The following is a 16,419-nucleotide window of genomic DNA, read 5'->3' as shown; positions in this document are numbered from 1 at the left end:
TACTTAGGCTTCAGCTCACGATTTCACTTGCACCTTACGTAACGTAACGTTTTATAATAGAGCTACCGGTATATAGCTAGTGCCAAAGAGTGGAGATGGTTAATGAAAAGACATTGGAAGGTCGGGGATCTCGCCAAGCTGACAGGGCTTACCGTACGAACCTTGCGTTTCTATGATCAGATCGGTTTGTTCTCGCCATCCGGGCAGACGGAATCCGGCCATAGGCTGTACAGTGAATCGGACTTGTCACGCTTGCATCAGATTTTATCGCTTAAAGAGCTGGGCTTATCTCTCGAGGAGATTAAGTCGGCCTTAACTGGCGGGCAAATCAGTCCGCTTGAGATCGTAAACTTGCAGATAGGCCGAATCAAAGAGCAGATCAGACTGCAGCAGAAACTATTGGAGCAGCTCGGACATGTATCCAAGCTTATGCAGGGAAAGGCGGAATTAACGCTTGAAGATTTCACAAGCCTCCTGCAAGCGATGAAAATGCGTTTTGAGAAGCCGGTCATTGAGCGGCAAGCGAGTTGGGAACGCCATTTGGATGCATTGGGAGACTTTCTTACAGAAGAGAGCGGAATACCGAAACCTAAGGAGGAAAAACAATGAACGAACGATTCGTCAAACATGCAACCTTCGTCGTAGAGCGGACTTATGCCGCTTCGCCGGAGCGGGTTTATCACGCCTGGGCAGACCCGATTGCCAAAGCCAAGTGGTTTTCGAAGCCGGAGATCTTCGACTTTCGGGTCGGTGGACGAGAATACAGCAGCGGTGGGCCGCCGGAAGGGCCGATCTTTACCTTCGACGCCAGCTACCAGGAGCTTGTTCCAGAGCAGCGCATTGTCTATACGTACACCCTGGATGCGGGTGGCACACGCATCTCCGTCTCGAACACAACGGTAGAGCTTATCAAGCTGGATGGAGGAACGAAGCTGATTTTCACGGAGCAAGGTGCGTTCTTTGACGGACACGATACGCCGGAAATACGGGAACACGGTACAAATGTCATGTTGGACGCACTAGGCAAGGTATTAGAAGGGGAGATTGGAGAATGACAACAGGTGAGAATGAAATTATTTCCTCACGTGAGTTCGATGTTCCGCGGGAGCTTGTGTTTCGAGCTTGGACAACCCCCGAATTGCTAGCCCGATGGTGGGGTCCGAAGGGCTTCACGAATACTTTTCATGAGATCGATATAAGGCCCGGCGGCACGTGGCGCTTAACCATGCACGGACCGAATGGTTTGGATTACCCCAATCTCAGCGTCTTTGTGGAGATCGTGCCGCTGGAGAGGATCGTGCTGGATCATTTGTCCGGCCACGAATTTCGGGTTACAGCGACATTCGAGGACCTGAACGGCCGTACGAGGGTTACCTTTCGCCAGCTTTTCAAAGATACAGCGGAGTTCGAAAAGGTCAAGCCGTATTGCGTTGAAGGCAATGAGCAGAACTTCGACCGGCTGGGCAATCTGCTGGTGGAAATGGTTTCCTAGATCTTGACCTTTCTCCAGGTATTCTATATCATAGGAAGATAATAAACCCGTACTCGAACGGGAGAGGTTCATAGCTGATACCCTCTATAAAAAACTATGGATACATGACGATATGCCATGTCCATACTGGACGTGGCTTTTTTATGATGCATTTTACAAGGGGGTTAATTATGTCTGGACGCAGCCATGAAGAGGGTTTAAAGGATTTAACGCTATTGGGCAATCAGCATACGCAGTATTCTTTCAATTATGCGCCTGAGGTATTGGAGGCCGTAGATAATCTTCACTCGAATCGCGACTATTTTGTAAAGTTTAATTGTCCGGAGTTTACTAGTTTATGTCCATTGACACATCAGCCTGATTTTGCAACGATGTACATTTCGTATGTCCCAGATCAAAAAATTGTCGAGAGCAAATCACTGAAGTTATATCTTTTCAGCTTCAGAAACCATGGAGATTTCCATGAGGATTGCGTCAATATTATCATGAACGATTTAATTAAATTACTCGATCCAAGGTATATTGAGGTTTGGGGGAAATTCACACCACGTGGAGGGATTTCTATTGATCCGTGGTGCAATTATGGCAAGCCTAATACTAAGTATGAAGAGATGGCCCATTTTCGTTTGATGAATCATGATCTTTACCCTGAAAAAGTGGATAACCGATAAAAAAAGAAGATGAAATGACACAACTCCAGAACCTTAGGGTCTGGAGTTTGTGTTGTTTTCATATTAGAGTGCCTCTTTAATCACCTTTTTATAATAATAGACGGATAGTATCCCGAAAATCGAGTACAGCGCGGTATAAAGGATCATAACCATAATCATCGGTGTCCATAGCTCTGTTCCGAAGAAGAACCAGCCGGATTGGACTGCAAAATAGCTATGGAGTAATCCTACTACTAAAGGGATTCCGAAATTAAAGATTTGTTTGGCCTGAATGCCTTGCAACAAATCTCCTTGCGTGAAGCCAAGCTTTCTTAGAATGGTATAGCTGGACTTTTCATCTTCACTTTCATCCATTTGTTTAAAATAAAGAATACATCCGGATGTAATCAGAAAGGTTAATCCCAGGAAACCAACGATAAACATGATGAGGCCCATATTTTGTTTCTGATTGTTGCTCATTTCTAGTTGTGAGTCATGGGCTCTAGTACTGCTAAAACCCATTTCACGGAAAAGCTCATTGGCTTTTTTAACGTTAGCTTTATCTTTAATTTCAATTCCGATATAAACGAAAGAGGCTTTTTGAATGGATGGATTTAGATCTTTTTTCAAACGGTCGAATATAGTTTCGTTTACAATGGCAACCGGCAAGCCTCCACTCGTAAAATAACCTGACACAGGGGAATCGATATCTGACCTCTTATATTGCTGCGGAATGACCTCATACTGACCCTTCAGTTCAATAGATCCAGAGTCTTTCATAGCCATGAATTTCTGCAGTACTCCACTTGATCTTGTAAATAGGGTCTGATCTGCTGAAAGATGGATATTATCGAGGGCTTGTTCACTAATCACAGGCAGGATCATATCCGTTGGGTTGAAATTCGAATTCAATGCCCCCACATTAGTATCCATGATCTTCTCTACATTGACAGCTGCCTGAATGACTTCGACGATTTTATCGGTATACAAAATGGAATTTGCTTGTAACGCTTCTTTAAATTGCTCTGCATCCTGGAGCTTGGTCATTGAGAAATCTGCAGGAACATACATTTCAGCTGACTTTTCTGCGGAGTAATAGGAGATATAGCTTAAGGATAATAATCCAATGGCAAGTCCGGAAACGGTAGTAATGATGGTTAGTAACACGGCATTCGACTTCATCCGAAACATAATAGAGGAAAGCGACAATACTTCATTAATGTTTAAGTAACCTTGCTTCCTTTTCCGAATGATATTAAATATAAAGCTGACAGAACCTTTGTAGAAAAGATAAGTTCCGATGATGACGGATCCTAGAATAATGACCATAGCAGAGAATAGTTGATTTATCGTGGTGAAGTCTCCACTGAATAATTTGGATGACATATAATAGCCAAGAATGATCAATATAATTCCAATAATCCCGATGATCATTTCCAGGAAGGATACCTTTTTCACTTTTCCTTCAGTCATGGAAGTCACTCTGAATAAGGATAAAATACTCTGTCTTTGTATGAATGCGTAATTCATCAACATAATAAAAAGATAAATAATAAAGAAGACTATTAGCGTCTGGATGAGTGCTTGGTAAGAAAAATACAGCGTTGCAATAGCATCGACACCTATCGTTTTAAACAGAATCATAATAATTAATTTTGAACCGGAAAATCCTACAAAGATCCCTAACATCAAGGATCCAAAATACAGGATGAAGTTCTCAGCAGTCAGGATTCGGAATATCCTGTTTTTGGTCATCCCTATTAATTGAAACAAGCCGATTTCTTTACTGCGCCGTTTAATAAAGATGTTATTTGCATATAAAAGAAATATAGAAACAATAGCGACAAGTAAGACGGATGCGGCTTTAATGGATGCGGCCCCTTTAACAGACCCTTTTGCCGGATCCATGGAGGGGTCATATTGTAGGGTGACAAATGCGAAATAAAGGGCGGAGCTGAAGATTAAGGCAAACACATAGAGGTAATAATTTTTCAAATTTTTCCTCAGATTGCGAAACATGAGTTGATTAATACTCATTCTGCACCCCGCCTAACACACCTTGGGTTCTCATGATATCTTTAAAAAAGGTTTGTCTCGTTTCTTCCCCTTTATTTAACTGCGTATAGATTTGCCCATCCTTTATAAAGATCACTCTACCGCAATAACTAGCTGCTACCGGATCGTGAGTAACCATGATTATGGTTGCGTTTCTTCTCTGATTTAATTCACTGAGTTTGTTTAATAGATCCGAAGCTGATTTAGAATCAAGTGCACCTGTAGGCTCGTCTGCGAAAATAATGCTTGGTTCATGAATAAAAGCCCGTGCAGCAGAGGTACGCTGCTTTTGTCCCCCCGAAATTTCATTGGGATACTTATGTTGCAGATCAACAATCCCGAGTTCTGTAGCAAGGGCTTGGAATCTCAGCTCAGCTTCTTTTCTCGGTGTCTTTGTAATCGATAACGGTAGAAGGATATTTTCTTTGACTGTTAGAGTATCTAATAAGTTATATTCTTGAAAAATAAAGCCTAAATGATTCTTTCGAAACTCGGCTAACTGTTTCTCCTTCATGCCCGAAATTTCGGTTCCTTCGATCTTAATGGTGCCGCTGCTGATCTTATCAATCGACGAGAGAACGTTGAGCAATGTCGTTTTACCTGAGCCTGATGCACCCATGATACTAACGAATTCACCTTTCTCGATCCGAATATCAAGACCACTTAATACGGATTGATTATTTAATTTATTGCCATAGCTTTTATGAATTTTATTTGCTTCCAGAATAACCATATCTGCACACTCCCTTTTCTCATTGATCTTATTATAAGAGAGCCTGCCATTCTTATCCTTCGATTGACCGAACAAAACAACAAAGCATGTGACATTGTTGTCACACGCCTGTGATACGAACAAATTCATTTTTTAGTGGAAAAGTTAAGGTGAATGTCGTTCCTTCTCCTATTGCTGATTTTACATCGACATGGATGAGCAACGATTGTGCTGCCTTTTTGGCTAAATATAACCCCATACCTGTTGCAGCGATGTCTTGATGCAGGGTCGTTGATGTAAAACCTTTATCGAATATGCGAGGCAAATCCTTGGGATCAATGCCACGGCCACTATCTTTCACCTCAAGGATAGTCTGACCCGCTAGCTGATAGCTTTTGATCAGGATGTCGGATGCGTGGCTATATTTCACGGCGTTGGTTAAGAGCTGTCTGAGGATAAATGCCAGCCATTTGGCATCGCTAAGTACTTCAGCTGCTTCTAACTGGATGTCAAAGCCTATCCCTTTTTGAATACACCAGGATTGTAAGGTTTTAATTTCATTGAATATGATCGTTTCTAGATCGGTATGTTCCATATACAAATCATTTTCAATAAACGGTATACGCCTTTGATGCAGCTGTTGATCGAGCAGGAGATGAATTCGCAGCCATTCATAAGTTAAATGGGTTTTCATCATTTCGTCGTCCAGGCGACCGATCATTAGATGCATGGCTGTCAACGGTGTTTTGACTTCATGAATCCAAGCCAATAAATCATCCTTCTCTTGCTCTAAGGCCATCAGATTTTGTGAAGCAGCCTTTTTCAGGAGGTCGACTTGGTTCGTCATACTGTTTTCAATAATGATTTCAAAAGGACTTTCCGGACTGGCTATGCTCGTTAAATCAAGATTGTTGTCCCGTTCTTCTAAGCTTTTGTAGAATCGGGTCTCCTTATGGTAGCGAATAACCAGGAAGATTGTAAAAAGGAGCATCGATAAAAAGACCAGATAGAGGATGGGGAGGAGCGGGATCGCCGAATCAATAAAAGCGATAAAGATGATAAGCATTTGCTGGAGTATAAATAGCATAATCCAGCTGCGTCTTTCCATGACATACTTTTTAATCAAACGAATTCGCCTCTTCTGCAGCCATATAGCCTTGCCCAACCTTCGTCTCAATAAAGCGTCCCAAGTCAAGCTCATCCAGCCTTTTTCGCAGACGATTTACATTAACGGTAAGGGTGTTATCGCTTATAAAACGTTTGTCATCCCATAAGCTATTGATAAGCTCCTCCCGGCTTACGACCTTATTCTTCTTCTCGATGAGTAATTTTAATATGAAAATTTCATTTTTTGTAAGCTCAATCGATCCGGCATCATTGGTAACTAAATTTTTCTCATAATCTACAGTTGCGCCACACCACGATTTGAGCTCGATGGGGTCCGTATTGTAATTGTACACGCGTCGAAGTATCGCTTGTATCTTGGCAATGAGTACATCGAAATGAAAGGGCTTCTGAATATAATCGTCAGCTCCGAGCTGCATGGACATGACAATATCCGTTGGATGATCGCGAGAGGATAAGAATATAATCGGAATATTGGAATGGGTTCGAATCATTCGGCACCAATGAAAGCCATCGAATTTAGGCAATTGAATATCAATAATGACCAAGTCGGGCTTGATATCTGTGAATTCTGGAATGACTTTACTGAAATCAGTAATCCCATACACATCATAAGACCACTGCGATAATCTATCCTTGATCTCATTAAATAGCGTTGTGTCATCTTCGATTAATAAGAGCTTGAACAACAGGTTTCACCACACTTTTAGATTCATTTACAATAATTGTATAGTAAAATCTTTGGGGATGCCACAGAGAGCATTTCTAAGCAGCGTGCAAGGTGGGGGAATAAGGAGAAAAGCCCCGATTAGCATCATTTCGTAATTTATTTGAATCTGACTTATAATGGAGTCGGAACTATATAAGATTCATTACCTTTTAAACATCAGGAGGAATAAGCTTGAACAAGGCCATGCCCAATATACTAGTGTATTACAACGAAGCTGAGAAATTTGCGGAATTCCTGAAGGAGCATGGCTGCACATCCGTGAAAACAGCCAAAACCCCGGAAGAGGCATTGTTACATTTACCTGGAACGGAGATCGTATTAAGCTGGAACTTTCCTTCGCATTTATTAGCGCAGCCTGAGGCTGCTTCTGTACAATGGGTACAATCCACCGGAGCGGGCATTGATAGCCTGGTCTCGGATCGAACCATTCCTCAGAATGTTGTGCTTACACGCATAGTTGATCAATTCGGCGGTATGATATCGGAATATGTATTTGCCTATTTATTATTACATTGCAAGGACATCCCAAGATTGTTGAGCGCACAGGCTAATCGTGAATGGGATAAATTCAGCCCCGGTTCCCTTGAGGGAAAGGTCATAGGGGTAGCAGGTCTCGGATCGATAGGCGTTGAAATTGTAAAAAAAGCCCGTGCTTTTCATATGAAGGTTCATGGTCTAAGCTTAAGCGGCAAAAATGCAGACATCGTAGACCGTCACTTTACAGCGGCGGATTGGAAGACGTTTGTCAGCGAATTGGATTATTTGATCCTAACATTACCGCTTACGAATGAAACCCGTCATGTAATCAATCGGGACATCCTATTGTCGATGAAATCGAATGCTTGTCTGGTGAACGTAGGCAGAGGATCGTTGATCGTAGAACGTGACATGTTGGAGGTGTTGAAGGAACAGCAGCATCTAACAGCGGTGTTGGACGTTTTTGAAAAAGAACCGTTGGACAAGGAAAATCCCTTATGGTCTTTGCCTAATGTGTATATAACCCCCCATTTGTCAGGTCCAAGCAAGGTTGACGAAGTAGGCCGCTTTTTTGTCGATAATCTTCGAAGATTTGTGCAAGGTTCTTCGCTGCAAGGAGTTGTGGATCGGGAACGGGGTTATTAATGTAAAAAATATACGTTTGATTGATGGAGATCATGATATTGATTGCAAAATCGACAGCTTTGGAGCTATGAAATTAAAATCTGAATTTGTTAAAAAGATATAATTGCCGGGTTTATACAAAGCAATAAGTCAGTTAAGGAGGCCCTTTGAATAGGAGGGGCTTTTTCTAAATATAAGAAAGTTTAAGTGCCTTACAGCACTAAAGTAAAATACCGTTTCTGATATAAGTTTGCCGAGGGTACCCTATTATCTCGCAAGACAAGCTGCCCTTAAGATTGAATGTATCTTCAATGAAAGAATTTCGATCAGAAAGCTGTTCGAAGGAATGAAAAATGAGCGAGTAACCTGCCTACCTTGCTTAGATTAGAGCTACATTAGAGCTTAAGATCTTGAATGCACCCCATGATCAAGGGGATTTTTATATGAATAGTGGCGATGAGCCCTGGAGGATTTTGTACGGAACGGATAGTTCCGTTATTCCGTCTGCCGCCTCCAATTTGGGGTGATAGCGGAAGTGGAAATTCCGTTATGTTGGCCCAATTGGAGCATTTATGCACAAAAACAGAGTGATAACGGAACTGGCAGTTCCTTTATCACTCTGTTTTTTGGACTTTTCAGGCGATAAAGGAACAATTACTTCCGCATTGCCCTCAACTTCCATGGATGCAGTACTGGCGTATGATTTAGATGCAGGGATCTCTTCGCTAAAAGTATAGCGAAGCTAACTGTACATGGAACACCTGCAGGGGAGTTCAGTGCTATCAATAACGGCTCGAAGACCGGCTTAGGGAAGTAAGGAAGCGGCGCAAAACACAGAGTAGAACCGTAAGAGGGAACGGGTGTGGGATGGAGGAGCGATAGCGTCCGCCTTTGAAGTTCGGGTTCCTACCGCTATAAAACATAAATTCAAAGGAACACGACTTCAACAGCGGTCGGAATCCCATACCCGATTCCCTCCCCACGCACAAACGTAGATTGTACACCAAGGACGCCGCAAGGCGTTTTTCTTGTTGTGCTGGAAAAGTGACTTAGGTCACATAAAATGGAAAATAGTGAAAAAAAAAGACCGGATTATTGCTCTACAAGTGAACTTCTTCATCTAGGATACATTATTTGATAACGGTATAATGGGGTTAGTTTAATTTTATATAGTATAGAATGAGTGCGGACGTAGAAAGAAATAAAAAGTTTGAGGGAGGCATGTACAAATGGTTCTTAATATTAGGGAACGCATTAGGCTGCATTCTTCTAGCATAAGTTATCGCATGAAGAACGGAGATAGTCATGATATTTTTGGCAGCGACTTTAAAAGCTTGAACGAACTTCCGATTCAGAAAATTGGTGCTACGATGCAAGATTTTTCAGATTATTATCAGCTGACTCAGCGAGAATCCGAAATTCTCATGCTGATTGTCGTATATGGCTTTGCTAATCGGGAAATTGCCGAAAGATGTGTGATTAGTGAAAAAACAGTTAAAAATCACCTTGCCAACATAATGAACAAAATTGGCATTAAATCGATGCGAAAATTAATTCCCCTGTTATTCAGTCACGTACTGTACTCACATGAAAAAACGAAATCCTAAGGATCTCACTCACGCAGTGGGATTTTTTTTGTGTTGAAAGGAATAGAATAAGATTCATAGAATTATTTAGAAAAGAATGTAATAGGGATAACCTTGTTGCGTGGGCAGAGGTGATGTTGGGTTGGCACAACCGATTTTACAAATTGAAAATTTGAGAGCCTCTTTCCGCATTCAAGATGAATACTTTACCGCGGTTAACGGTGTCACATTGTCCGTTCATCCCAATGAGGTGCTTGCCATCGTAGGCGAGTCAGGATGTGGGAAAAGCACGTTAGCTCTTTCCATTACAGGCCTGCATGAACCCAAGAAGACAAGACTGGAAGGGTCCATTCGATTCGAAGGAACCAACCTTCTAGCGTTAGATACTCATGAACTTAACCAAATTCGTGGAAGTAAAATAGGCATGATATTTCAAGACCCCCTTTCCGCTCTGAATCCGTTAATGACGGCCGGAAGGCAGATTGAGGAAAGTCTGGACTATCATACGAAGCTTTCTTCTTTAAACAAGCGGCAGCGTACATTAAGCTTATTGCGGCAAGTCGGAATTCCGAATCCCGATCAAGTATGCGACCGATATCCTCATGAGCTTTCCGGCGGTTTGAGACAACGAATCATGATTGCCATGGTAATTGCCTGTGAACCGCTTCTCATTATTGCCGATGAACCTACCACAGCGTTGGATGTTACGATTCAATCACAAATTATGACCTTATTAAGAGAACTTCAGCAGAAAATGAACACTGGCATTATGCTGATTACTCATAATTTGGGCGTTGTAGCTGAAATGGCCGACCGTGTGGCGGTCATGTATGCGGGCGAAATTGTTGAGTTAGCCGACGTCCATACATTATTTGCTCGACCGATGCATCCCTACACACGTTCTCTCCTGCATTCTATTCCTTCCCTGCAAACACCTCATGAGAAGCTTCACGTCATCCAAGGAATAGTTCCGTCTCTGCAAAAATTACCCGTGGCAGGGTGCCGATTTCAGTCACGTATTGACTGGATACCTGAGTCTGATCACGAAAAAAATCCGATTTTACGGGAAGTGGAGCCAGGGCACTGGGTACGCTGCACCTGCTACCAGCACTTCTATTTTCCGAACCATCCGATAGGAGACATGAAAAATGGCATTTCTTAAAGTGAACCATTTAAAAGTTCACTATCCCGTGCGCGGCGGTTTTTTTCGGCGTATCGTTAATCATGTGAAAGCGGTTGATGGTATTAGCTTTGAGCTTCAGCGTGGCGAAACCTATGGATTGGTAGGGGAGTCCGGAAGCGGCAAAACAACGGCTGGTCGAACGATCATAGGGCTGATTCAGGCGACATCCGGAGATATTTTCCTCGAGGGAAACAAGATCACCAACATCACGCGTCGTGAATTTTTCCATTATCGAAGAGATATCCAAATGGTCTTTCAAGACCCGTACTCCTCACTGAATCCAAGAAAACGGGTGTTGGATATTATTGCGGAGCCGCTTCGTAATTTTGAAAGACTTTCTCCGCAGGAGGAACGAAGAAAAGTACAGCAAGTTGTTGAAAAAGTAGGCTTGCATCCGGAATCGGTGTATAAATACCCTCATGAGTTTTCGGGCGGACAGCGGCAGCGGATAGGGATTGCGCGGGCGCTTACGCTGAACCCCAAACTAATTATTGCAGATGAACCTGTATCATCACTTGATGTGTCTGTGCAAGCCCAAGTGCTGAATTTCATGAAGGAAATTCAACAGGAATTTCAGCTGACCTACCTGCTGATTAGTCATGACTTGAGTATAGTTCGCCACATGTGTGATCGCGTCGGCATTATGTATGGGGGTCGATTGGTGGAAGAAGGAACACGTGAAGATATATTTGAAAATCCGCAGCATATTTATGCAAAAAGGCTGATTTCAGCAATCCCGAATGCTGATCCGCAGCAGCGGCAGGAGCAAATAAGACTTAGAAAGCAGATCGATCAGGATTATGAGCAGCTTAGCCATAAGTACTTTGACGATGAGGGGAAGGCATACCCGTTGAAACGGATTACGGAAACGCACTCTGCTGCCATCTTGTAGAGGTTGTTCACGCACTTGCAGAAACGGGGGTAATGGAAGATGTGGAAGTTTATTTTGCGGCGAATTGTCATTATGCTCCCCCAGTTGTTTATTTTGAGCATTCTTATCTTTGCGCTCGCCAAAGCGATGCCCGGAGACGCATTAACAGGCCAACTGGAGAGCAATCCGCAGATGGATGCACGAACTTTAGCGGAGCTCAAGGAGAAGCTGGGATTAAATGATCCTTTGTATGCCCAGTACACAAGATGGGCAGCCCATTTACTACACGGCGATCTGGGTCTCTCCTATATCCACCAGCAGCCTGTAGCCAGCATTTTGGCTGATAGAATAGGGAATACGGTTCTACTGGCTGCTTGCATTTTAGTAGTAACCTACCTCATTGCCGTACCTCTGGGTGTTATATCAGGGAGATGGAATGATTCATGGGCGGACAAACTGATCGTTGGATACAGCTATACAAGCTTTGCGACCCCATTATTTATTTTTGCTTTAATTATGCTGTATCTGTTCGGATTTAACTTAGGCTGGTTTCCTACGGGCGGCAGTGTTGATATTCAGTTGGAGCAAGGGACGGCCGGTTATTACATGAATAAAATGCAGCATCTGATTTTACCAACCTTGTCGGGGGCACTTATTGGTACAGTGGGCATGATTCAATATTTGCGCAGCGAAATCATCGAGACCAAGATGAAAGATTTCGTGAAAACAGCGAGAGCCAAGGGAGTGCCGGAATCACGGATTTATTCGCGCCATATTTTGCGCAGCTCCTTTATACCTATTGCTGCATTCCTCGGCTATGAAATTACGGGGTTAATTGGCGGCTCGATCTTTCTGGAGTCCATCTTCAGCTTTCCGGGGATCGGACAATTGTTCCTACAATCCATTATGCAGCGTGATTATAGCGTCGTTACTGCGCTCGTCATGATATCCGGGGCTGCCACCTTGGTTGGAACGCTGCTCTCCGATATTATTTTAAGCATTGTAGATCCACGCATACGAATCGAGTAGTAGGGGGCATAAAACGTGAATATCCTTTGGCGGGAAGTTGTGAAAGATAAATTGGCATTCAGCTCTCTGCTTCTTCTTGGACTCATTCTTATTTCGGTCTATGCTTCGTCTCTTTTATTGAATCAGGAGAAAATACTCAAGGTCGATTTGTTTTCGATTTATAAGCCTCCATCTGCGGAGTATTGGTTAGGCACCGATTACGGGGGTAGAGATATTTTTGGTCAGCTGATGATTGGCGCAAGGAACTCATTTAGTATAGCTCTGGCAGTTACCCTCCTAACCGGAATCGTAGGTTTGGCGGTTGGTTCGATCGCCGGGTATTTTGGCGGAATTATCGATAATCTCATTATGCGGGTGATTGATTTTATTCTAATTTTGCCTTTCTTGATGTTGGTCATTGTTTTTATCACCCTCGTTCCGAAAAATGATGCAGCGATGTTTATTCTGATTATGAGCGCTTTTTTATGGACGGGAAAAGCACGTCTAATCCGGGCCAAGATGCTGGCGGAAAGGGGAATGGATTATGTCAGTGCGTCAAAGACGCTGGGGACTCCAGACTGGAAGATTATCATCAGGGAGATTCTCCCTAATTTAAGCTCTATCATTATTGTGAGCTTAACCTTGAATTTGGCAGGAAATATCGGGATTGAGTCCGGGTTAAGCTACTTGGGCTTTGGTTTGCCAGGAAGCACGCCAAGTCTTGGTACATTAGTAAGCTATGCCATGAATCCGGAGGTTTTGCAAAATAAATGGTGGATATGGCTGCCTGCATCCTTACTTATCTTTGTGATGATGCTGTGTATTAATTTTATCGGTCAAGCCTTGAAGCGTGCGGCTGATGCAAGACAACGATTAGGATGATGAGGGGGAAGCACGAATGGGCAAGTATTGGAAGGTTTTCAGTGTGCTGGCCGGTCTTTTGCTTGTACTATCGGCATGTGAAGGAAGCTCGACAAGCAGTTCTGCTAAGAAATCAGAAGCCCAAAAAGAAAGCATCGAAAGCTTTCCGATGGCTGTCAAAAACGATGGCAAGCCTGTCGATGGAGTGCTGAATTACGGCTTGGTATCAGCTACTCCGTTCGAAGGGACACTCAATACGGCTTTCTACACAGGGACACCGGATGCGGAGATATTGCAATTTTTTGATGAATCTCTATTCCGTACGAATGGGGATTATGAAATTACGAATGATGGAGCCGCGACGTTTGAGCTTTCCAGTGATAAAAAAACGATGACGATCAAAATTAAAGACAATATTAAATGGCATGACGGCGAGCCCGTCAAAGCGGAGGATTTGGAATACGCCTATCTGGTAATTGGCAGCAAGGACTACACAGGTGTTCGATACGGGAGTACACTCATTCAAGATATAGTCGGGATGGAGGCTTACCACAGCGGGAAGGTGCAGAGCATTGCCGGAATTAAAGTCATGGATGCCAAAACGTTGACCATTACATGGAAGGATGCCAACCCATCGTTATTAACAGGAGTATGGGCAACCCCGTTTCCCAAGCATTATTTGAAAGATATTCCGATCAATCAATTAGCGCAGTCCAATAAAATTCGTAAAAACCCGATTGGCTTTGGACCTTTTAAACTGAGTAAGATCGTTCCCGGTGAGTCTGTCGAGTTCGTGCGAAACGAAGATTATTGGGCAGGTAAGGCGAACTTAAAGGGTGTTATTGTGAAAGTGGTCAGTCCGCAGGTTGTGCTGCAATCATTGAAAAAAGGCGAGATTGATATGGCTGAGTTTCCAACTGATCAATATTTAACGGCAAAAGGCACGAAGAATCTTCAATTTATCGGCAAAATTGATTCAGCTTACACGTATATCGGTTTCAAGCTCGGACATTGGGACGCTCAAAAAGAAGAAAGTGTGATGGATAATCCTAAATTCCAAAATAAAAAGCTTCGACAAGCTATGGCTTATGCGATGGATAACCAGTCAGTGGGGGATAAGCTCTATCATGGGCTGCGATTTCCAGCCACAACCTTAATTCCGCCATCCTTCATGGGATATCACGACAAGGGCGCGAAAGGGAATATGTATGATCCTGAAAAAGCAAAAAAGCTGCTGGATGAAGCAGGGTACAAAGACAAAGACGGGGACGGACTTCGTGAAGATCCGGATGGCAAGAAATTTACAATCAGCTTCCTTATGATGAGTGGAAGTGAGCTTTCCGAACCGCTGGCGAAGTTTTATATGCAGAGCTGGAAAGAGGTTGGCTTGGATGTACAGCTTGTGGATGGCCGGTTAGCCGAGTTCAACTCGTTTTATGATAGGGTGCAAAAGGATGATCCGAAAGTGGACATATTTGCTGCGGCGTGGGCAACGGGGTCAGATGTCGATCCGTATGGACTATACGGACGTAACGTTATGTTCAACTATACGCATTGGGTTAATGCCAAAAATGATGAGCTATTGGAAAAGGGCCATTCCGAGCAAGCCTTTAATAAGGAATACCGCAAAGATATTTATAATCAATGGCAAGCATTGATGAATGAAGAGGTGCCAGTGATGCCGACCTTATATCGGTCGGAGATCTATGCAGTGAACAATCGTGTGAAGAACTTAACGGTTGACCCAAGCTCGAATTTGACCTGGAAGGATGTCAGCGTTACATCGGAGAAGCCGGCTATGGAATAAAAGTAAAATCCCTACAGGCCCACGATCCATTCATTCGGGGAAGATTCAGAAGGACATCATATTCAATGTGCCCAAAGCCACTTCAATTGTTGGAGTGGTTTTTTTGTTTGCGAATAGTAAGTAGGGCACGAATAATTTGGAATGAACTTGGTTAACCTTCATGGGGTTAAATCCGAATTATGGCAGAACTATATTTGGAAAGCAAAGGAGATATAGAAATGGCTCGTCTTACAAATAAGGTGGCAATCATTACTGGAGCAGGGAGCGGTATGGGGCGTGAAGAAGCGCTTTTATTCGCGAGAGAAGGAGCCAAGGTAGTGGCAACGGATATTAATGAAGCAGCGGTACAAGCCGTTGTTAAGGAAATTGAAGCTATGGGTGGGCAAGCGTCAGCCTATGCGCATAATGTTGTTTCAGAGGAAGACTGGATCAAGGTTGCGGCAGATACGGTTAAAGCTTACGGCAAAGTGGACGTCTTGGTCAACAACGCAGGCATTTCTCTAGCTGTCGGATTGCTTGAAACGACGATGGATCAATGGAATAAAGTAATAAACATTAACTTGACCAGCACTTTCCTCGGAATGAAGCATATCATCCCGCACATGCAAGCCAATAATGGGGGCTCAATCGTTAATATCTCATCTATCGCGGGTCTGACGGGCAGCAGTGGAGCGGGTGCTTATACGGCTTCCAAAGGAGGGGTCCGCATGCTTAGCAAAGCGGCGGCTGTCGATTACGGCAAGGATCATATCCGTGTCAATTCGGTTCACCCGGGCTTTATAGAAACGCCCATGAGTGCCGAATTTGTTAATAACGATCAGATGCTGCAATGGTTCTTATCTCAGACGGCATTGCCAAGAGTCGGACGTGCATCCGAAGTGGCTGAAGCCGTTTTGTTCCTCGCTTCTGACGAATCTGCTTATATTACAGGTATTGAATTGCCAGTCGATGGAGGCGTCACCGCTAAATAAAACTTTATTGCAGAATAAAATTCCATTGTTCTTCGTGGAACAATTAGTAACGGATTAACCGATTAATAGAAAACAAAATGCACCTCTGCAAAACAAGGTAACAGGTGAGCCTTCAGCACTTTGTATCCTGATGCGGGGTGCATTTTTTCTACTTATATACTCTTCACGATATCACCCATCTAAGCCTAAGCACTACTCCACCGATGAATTGTTGCTATAATAGAGACTCAAAACCGAAATCAGCGCTTGACGAAGTCATCCGATTTT

General features: G+C 43.3%; 16 protein-coding genes and 1 pseudogene. 13 read left to right on the top strand and 4 right to left on the bottom strand.

What is annotated here, in order from left to right:
- Positions 1-102: 102 nt before the first annotated feature.
- From NV381_RS26875 to queF, 4 genes are all read left to right on the top strand, one after another.
- The gene (locus tag NV381_RS26875) at positions 103-609 is read left to right on the top strand and encodes a MerR family transcriptional regulator (protein ID WP_258216385.1); all 507 of its coding nucleotides are present in this window, start codon (positions 103-105) and stop codon (positions 607-609) included.
- Positions 606-1,055 carry an SRPBCC family protein gene (locus NV381_RS26870; RefSeq protein WP_258216384.1) on the top strand — a complete coding sequence of 150 codons (450 nt, stop codon included), beginning with the start codon at positions 606-608 and terminating at the stop codon, positions 1,053-1,055. Before NV381_RS26875 ends, NV381_RS26870 begins: the two co-directional genes overlap by 4 nt.
- Entirely contained in the window at positions 1,052-1,492 is a 441-nt protein-coding gene (locus tag NV381_RS26865) for an SRPBCC family protein (protein ID WP_258216383.1), read from the top strand. Before NV381_RS26870 ends, NV381_RS26865 begins: the two co-directional genes overlap by 4 nt.
- 170 nt (positions 1,493-1,662) lie before the next feature.
- Complete coding sequence (gene queF / locus NV381_RS26860; RefSeq protein WP_258216382.1) at positions 1,663-2,163, top strand: preQ(1) synthase; 501 nt, start codon at positions 1,663-1,665, stop codon at positions 2,161-2,163.
- Between the two features lie 63 nt (positions 2,164-2,226).
- Here queF and NV381_RS26855 read toward each other — a convergent pair whose 3' ends face one another.
- The 4 genes from NV381_RS26855 to NV381_RS26840 all read right to left on the bottom strand — a co-directional run bounded on the left by NV381_RS26855 (position 2,227) and on the right by NV381_RS26840 (position 6,723).
- Positions 2,227-4,179 (bottom strand): FtsX-like permease family protein, encoded by a 1,953-nt coding sequence (locus NV381_RS26855; RefSeq protein WP_258216381.1) that lies wholly within the window; start codon positions 4,177-4,179, stop codon positions 2,227-2,229.
- Complete coding sequence (locus tag NV381_RS26850) at positions 4,169-4,930, bottom strand: ABC transporter ATP-binding protein (RefSeq protein WP_258216380.1); 762 nt, start codon at positions 4,928-4,930, stop codon at positions 4,169-4,171. The genes NV381_RS26855 and NV381_RS26850 overlap by 11 nt, the downstream gene beginning before the upstream one ends.
- 100 nt (positions 4,931-5,030) lie before the next feature.
- Positions 5,031-6,035: a sensor histidine kinase gene (locus NV381_RS26845; protein WP_258216379.1), complete on the bottom strand. Its 1,005-nt coding sequence runs from the start codon at positions 6,033-6,035 to the stop codon at positions 5,031-5,033.
- Entirely contained in the window at positions 6,028-6,723 is a 696-nt protein-coding gene (locus NV381_RS26840) for a response regulator transcription factor (RefSeq protein ID WP_258216378.1), read from the bottom strand. Before NV381_RS26840 ends, NV381_RS26845 begins: the two co-directional genes overlap by 8 nt.
- A 212-nt stretch (positions 6,724-6,935) precedes the next feature.
- Here NV381_RS26840 and NV381_RS26835 point away from each other — a divergent pair, with 212 nt between their 5' ends.
- From NV381_RS26835 to NV381_RS26795, 9 genes and pseudogenes are all read left to right on the top strand, one after another.
- Positions 6,936-7,886, top strand: a complete 951-nt coding sequence (locus NV381_RS26835; protein ID WP_258216377.1) for a D-2-hydroxyacid dehydrogenase — start codon at positions 6,936-6,938, stop codon at positions 7,884-7,886.
- Between the two features lies 1 nt (position 7,887).
- A pseudogene (locus tag NV381_RS26830) lies at positions 7,888-7,989 on the top strand (PhnA domain-containing protein); the annotation flags it as partial.
- 1,105 nt (positions 7,990-9,094) lie between these two features.
- On the top strand, positions 9,095-9,472 hold the full coding sequence (locus NV381_RS26825; RefSeq protein ID WP_258216376.1) for a response regulator transcription factor: 378 nt from the start codon (positions 9,095-9,097) through the stop codon (positions 9,470-9,472).
- Positions 9,473-9,593: 121 nt separating this feature from the next.
- Positions 9,594-10,613 carry an ABC transporter ATP-binding protein gene (locus tag NV381_RS26820; RefSeq protein WP_258216375.1) on the top strand — a complete coding sequence of 340 codons (1,020 nt, stop codon included), beginning with the start codon at positions 9,594-9,596 and terminating at the stop codon, positions 10,611-10,613.
- Positions 10,600-11,526: an ABC transporter ATP-binding protein gene (locus tag NV381_RS26815; protein ID WP_258216374.1), complete on the top strand. Its 927-nt coding sequence runs from the start codon at positions 10,600-10,602 to the stop codon at positions 11,524-11,526. The genes NV381_RS26820 and NV381_RS26815 overlap by 14 nt, the downstream gene beginning before the upstream one ends.
- Positions 11,527-11,565: 39 nt before the next feature.
- Entirely contained in the window at positions 11,566-12,534 is a 969-nt protein-coding gene (opp4B, locus tag NV381_RS26810) for an oligopeptide ABC transporter permease (protein ID WP_258216373.1), read from the top strand.
- 15 nt (positions 12,535-12,549) lie between these two features.
- Positions 12,550-13,395, top strand: coding sequence for an ABC transporter permease (locus tag NV381_RS26805; RefSeq protein ID WP_258216372.1), 846 nt, complete (start codon positions 12,550-12,552; stop codon positions 13,393-13,395).
- Between the two features lie 16 nt (positions 13,396-13,411).
- A complete protein-coding gene (gene opp4A, locus NV381_RS26800; protein WP_258216371.1) occupies positions 13,412-15,181 on the top strand; it encodes an oligopeptide ABC transporter substrate-binding protein in 1,770 nt (589 codons plus the stop codon).
- 218 nt (positions 15,182-15,399) lie between these two features.
- A complete protein-coding gene (locus tag NV381_RS26795; protein WP_258216370.1) occupies positions 15,400-16,152 on the top strand; it encodes an SDR family NAD(P)-dependent oxidoreductase in 753 nt (250 codons plus the stop codon).
- The last annotated feature ends 267 nt before the right edge of the window (positions 16,153-16,419 follow it).

Origin of the sequence: Paenibacillus radicis (ex Xue et al. 2023) (genome assembly GCF_024722015.1) — a bacterium.
Lineage (GTDB): Bacteria > Bacillota > Bacilli > Paenibacillales > NBRC-103111 > Paenibacillus_S.
This window is presented reverse-complemented; position numbering and strand designations above follow the sequence as displayed.

Coding starts and splice junctions, on each gene's coding strand:
- NV381_RS26875 (WP_258216385.1), top strand. CDS start 103: ATGAAAAGACATTGGAAGGTCGGGGATCTCGCCAAGCTGACAGGGCTT.
- NV381_RS26870 (WP_258216384.1), top strand. CDS start 606: ATGAACGAACGATTCGTCAAACATGCAACCTTCGTCGTAGAGCGGACT.
- NV381_RS26865 (WP_258216383.1), top strand. CDS start 1,052: ATGACAACAGGTGAGAATGAAATTATTTCCTCACGTGAGTTCGATGTT.
- queF (WP_258216382.1), top strand. CDS start 1,663: ATGTCTGGACGCAGCCATGAAGAGGGTTTAAAGGATTTAACGCTATTG.
- NV381_RS26855 (WP_258216381.1), bottom strand. CDS start 4,179: ATGAGTATTAATCAACTCATGTTTCGCAATCTGAGGAAAAATTTGAAA.
- NV381_RS26850 (WP_258216380.1), bottom strand. CDS start 4,930: ATGGTTATTCTGGAAGCAAATAAAATTCATAAAAGCTATGGCAATAAA.
- NV381_RS26825 (WP_258216376.1), top strand. CDS start 9,095: ATGGTTCTTAATATTAGGGAACGCATTAGGCTGCATTCTTCTAGCATA.
- NV381_RS26815 (WP_258216374.1), top strand. CDS start 10,600: ATGGCATTTCTTAAAGTGAACCATTTAAAAGTTCACTATCCCGTGCGC.
- opp4B (WP_258216373.1), top strand. CDS start 11,566: ATGTGGAAGTTTATTTTGCGGCGAATTGTCATTATGCTCCCCCAGTTG.
- opp4A (WP_258216371.1), top strand. CDS start 13,412: ATGGGCAAGTATTGGAAGGTTTTCAGTGTGCTGGCCGGTCTTTTGCTT.
- NV381_RS26795 (WP_258216370.1), top strand. CDS start 15,400: ATGGCTCGTCTTACAAATAAGGTGGCAATCATTACTGGAGCAGGGAGC.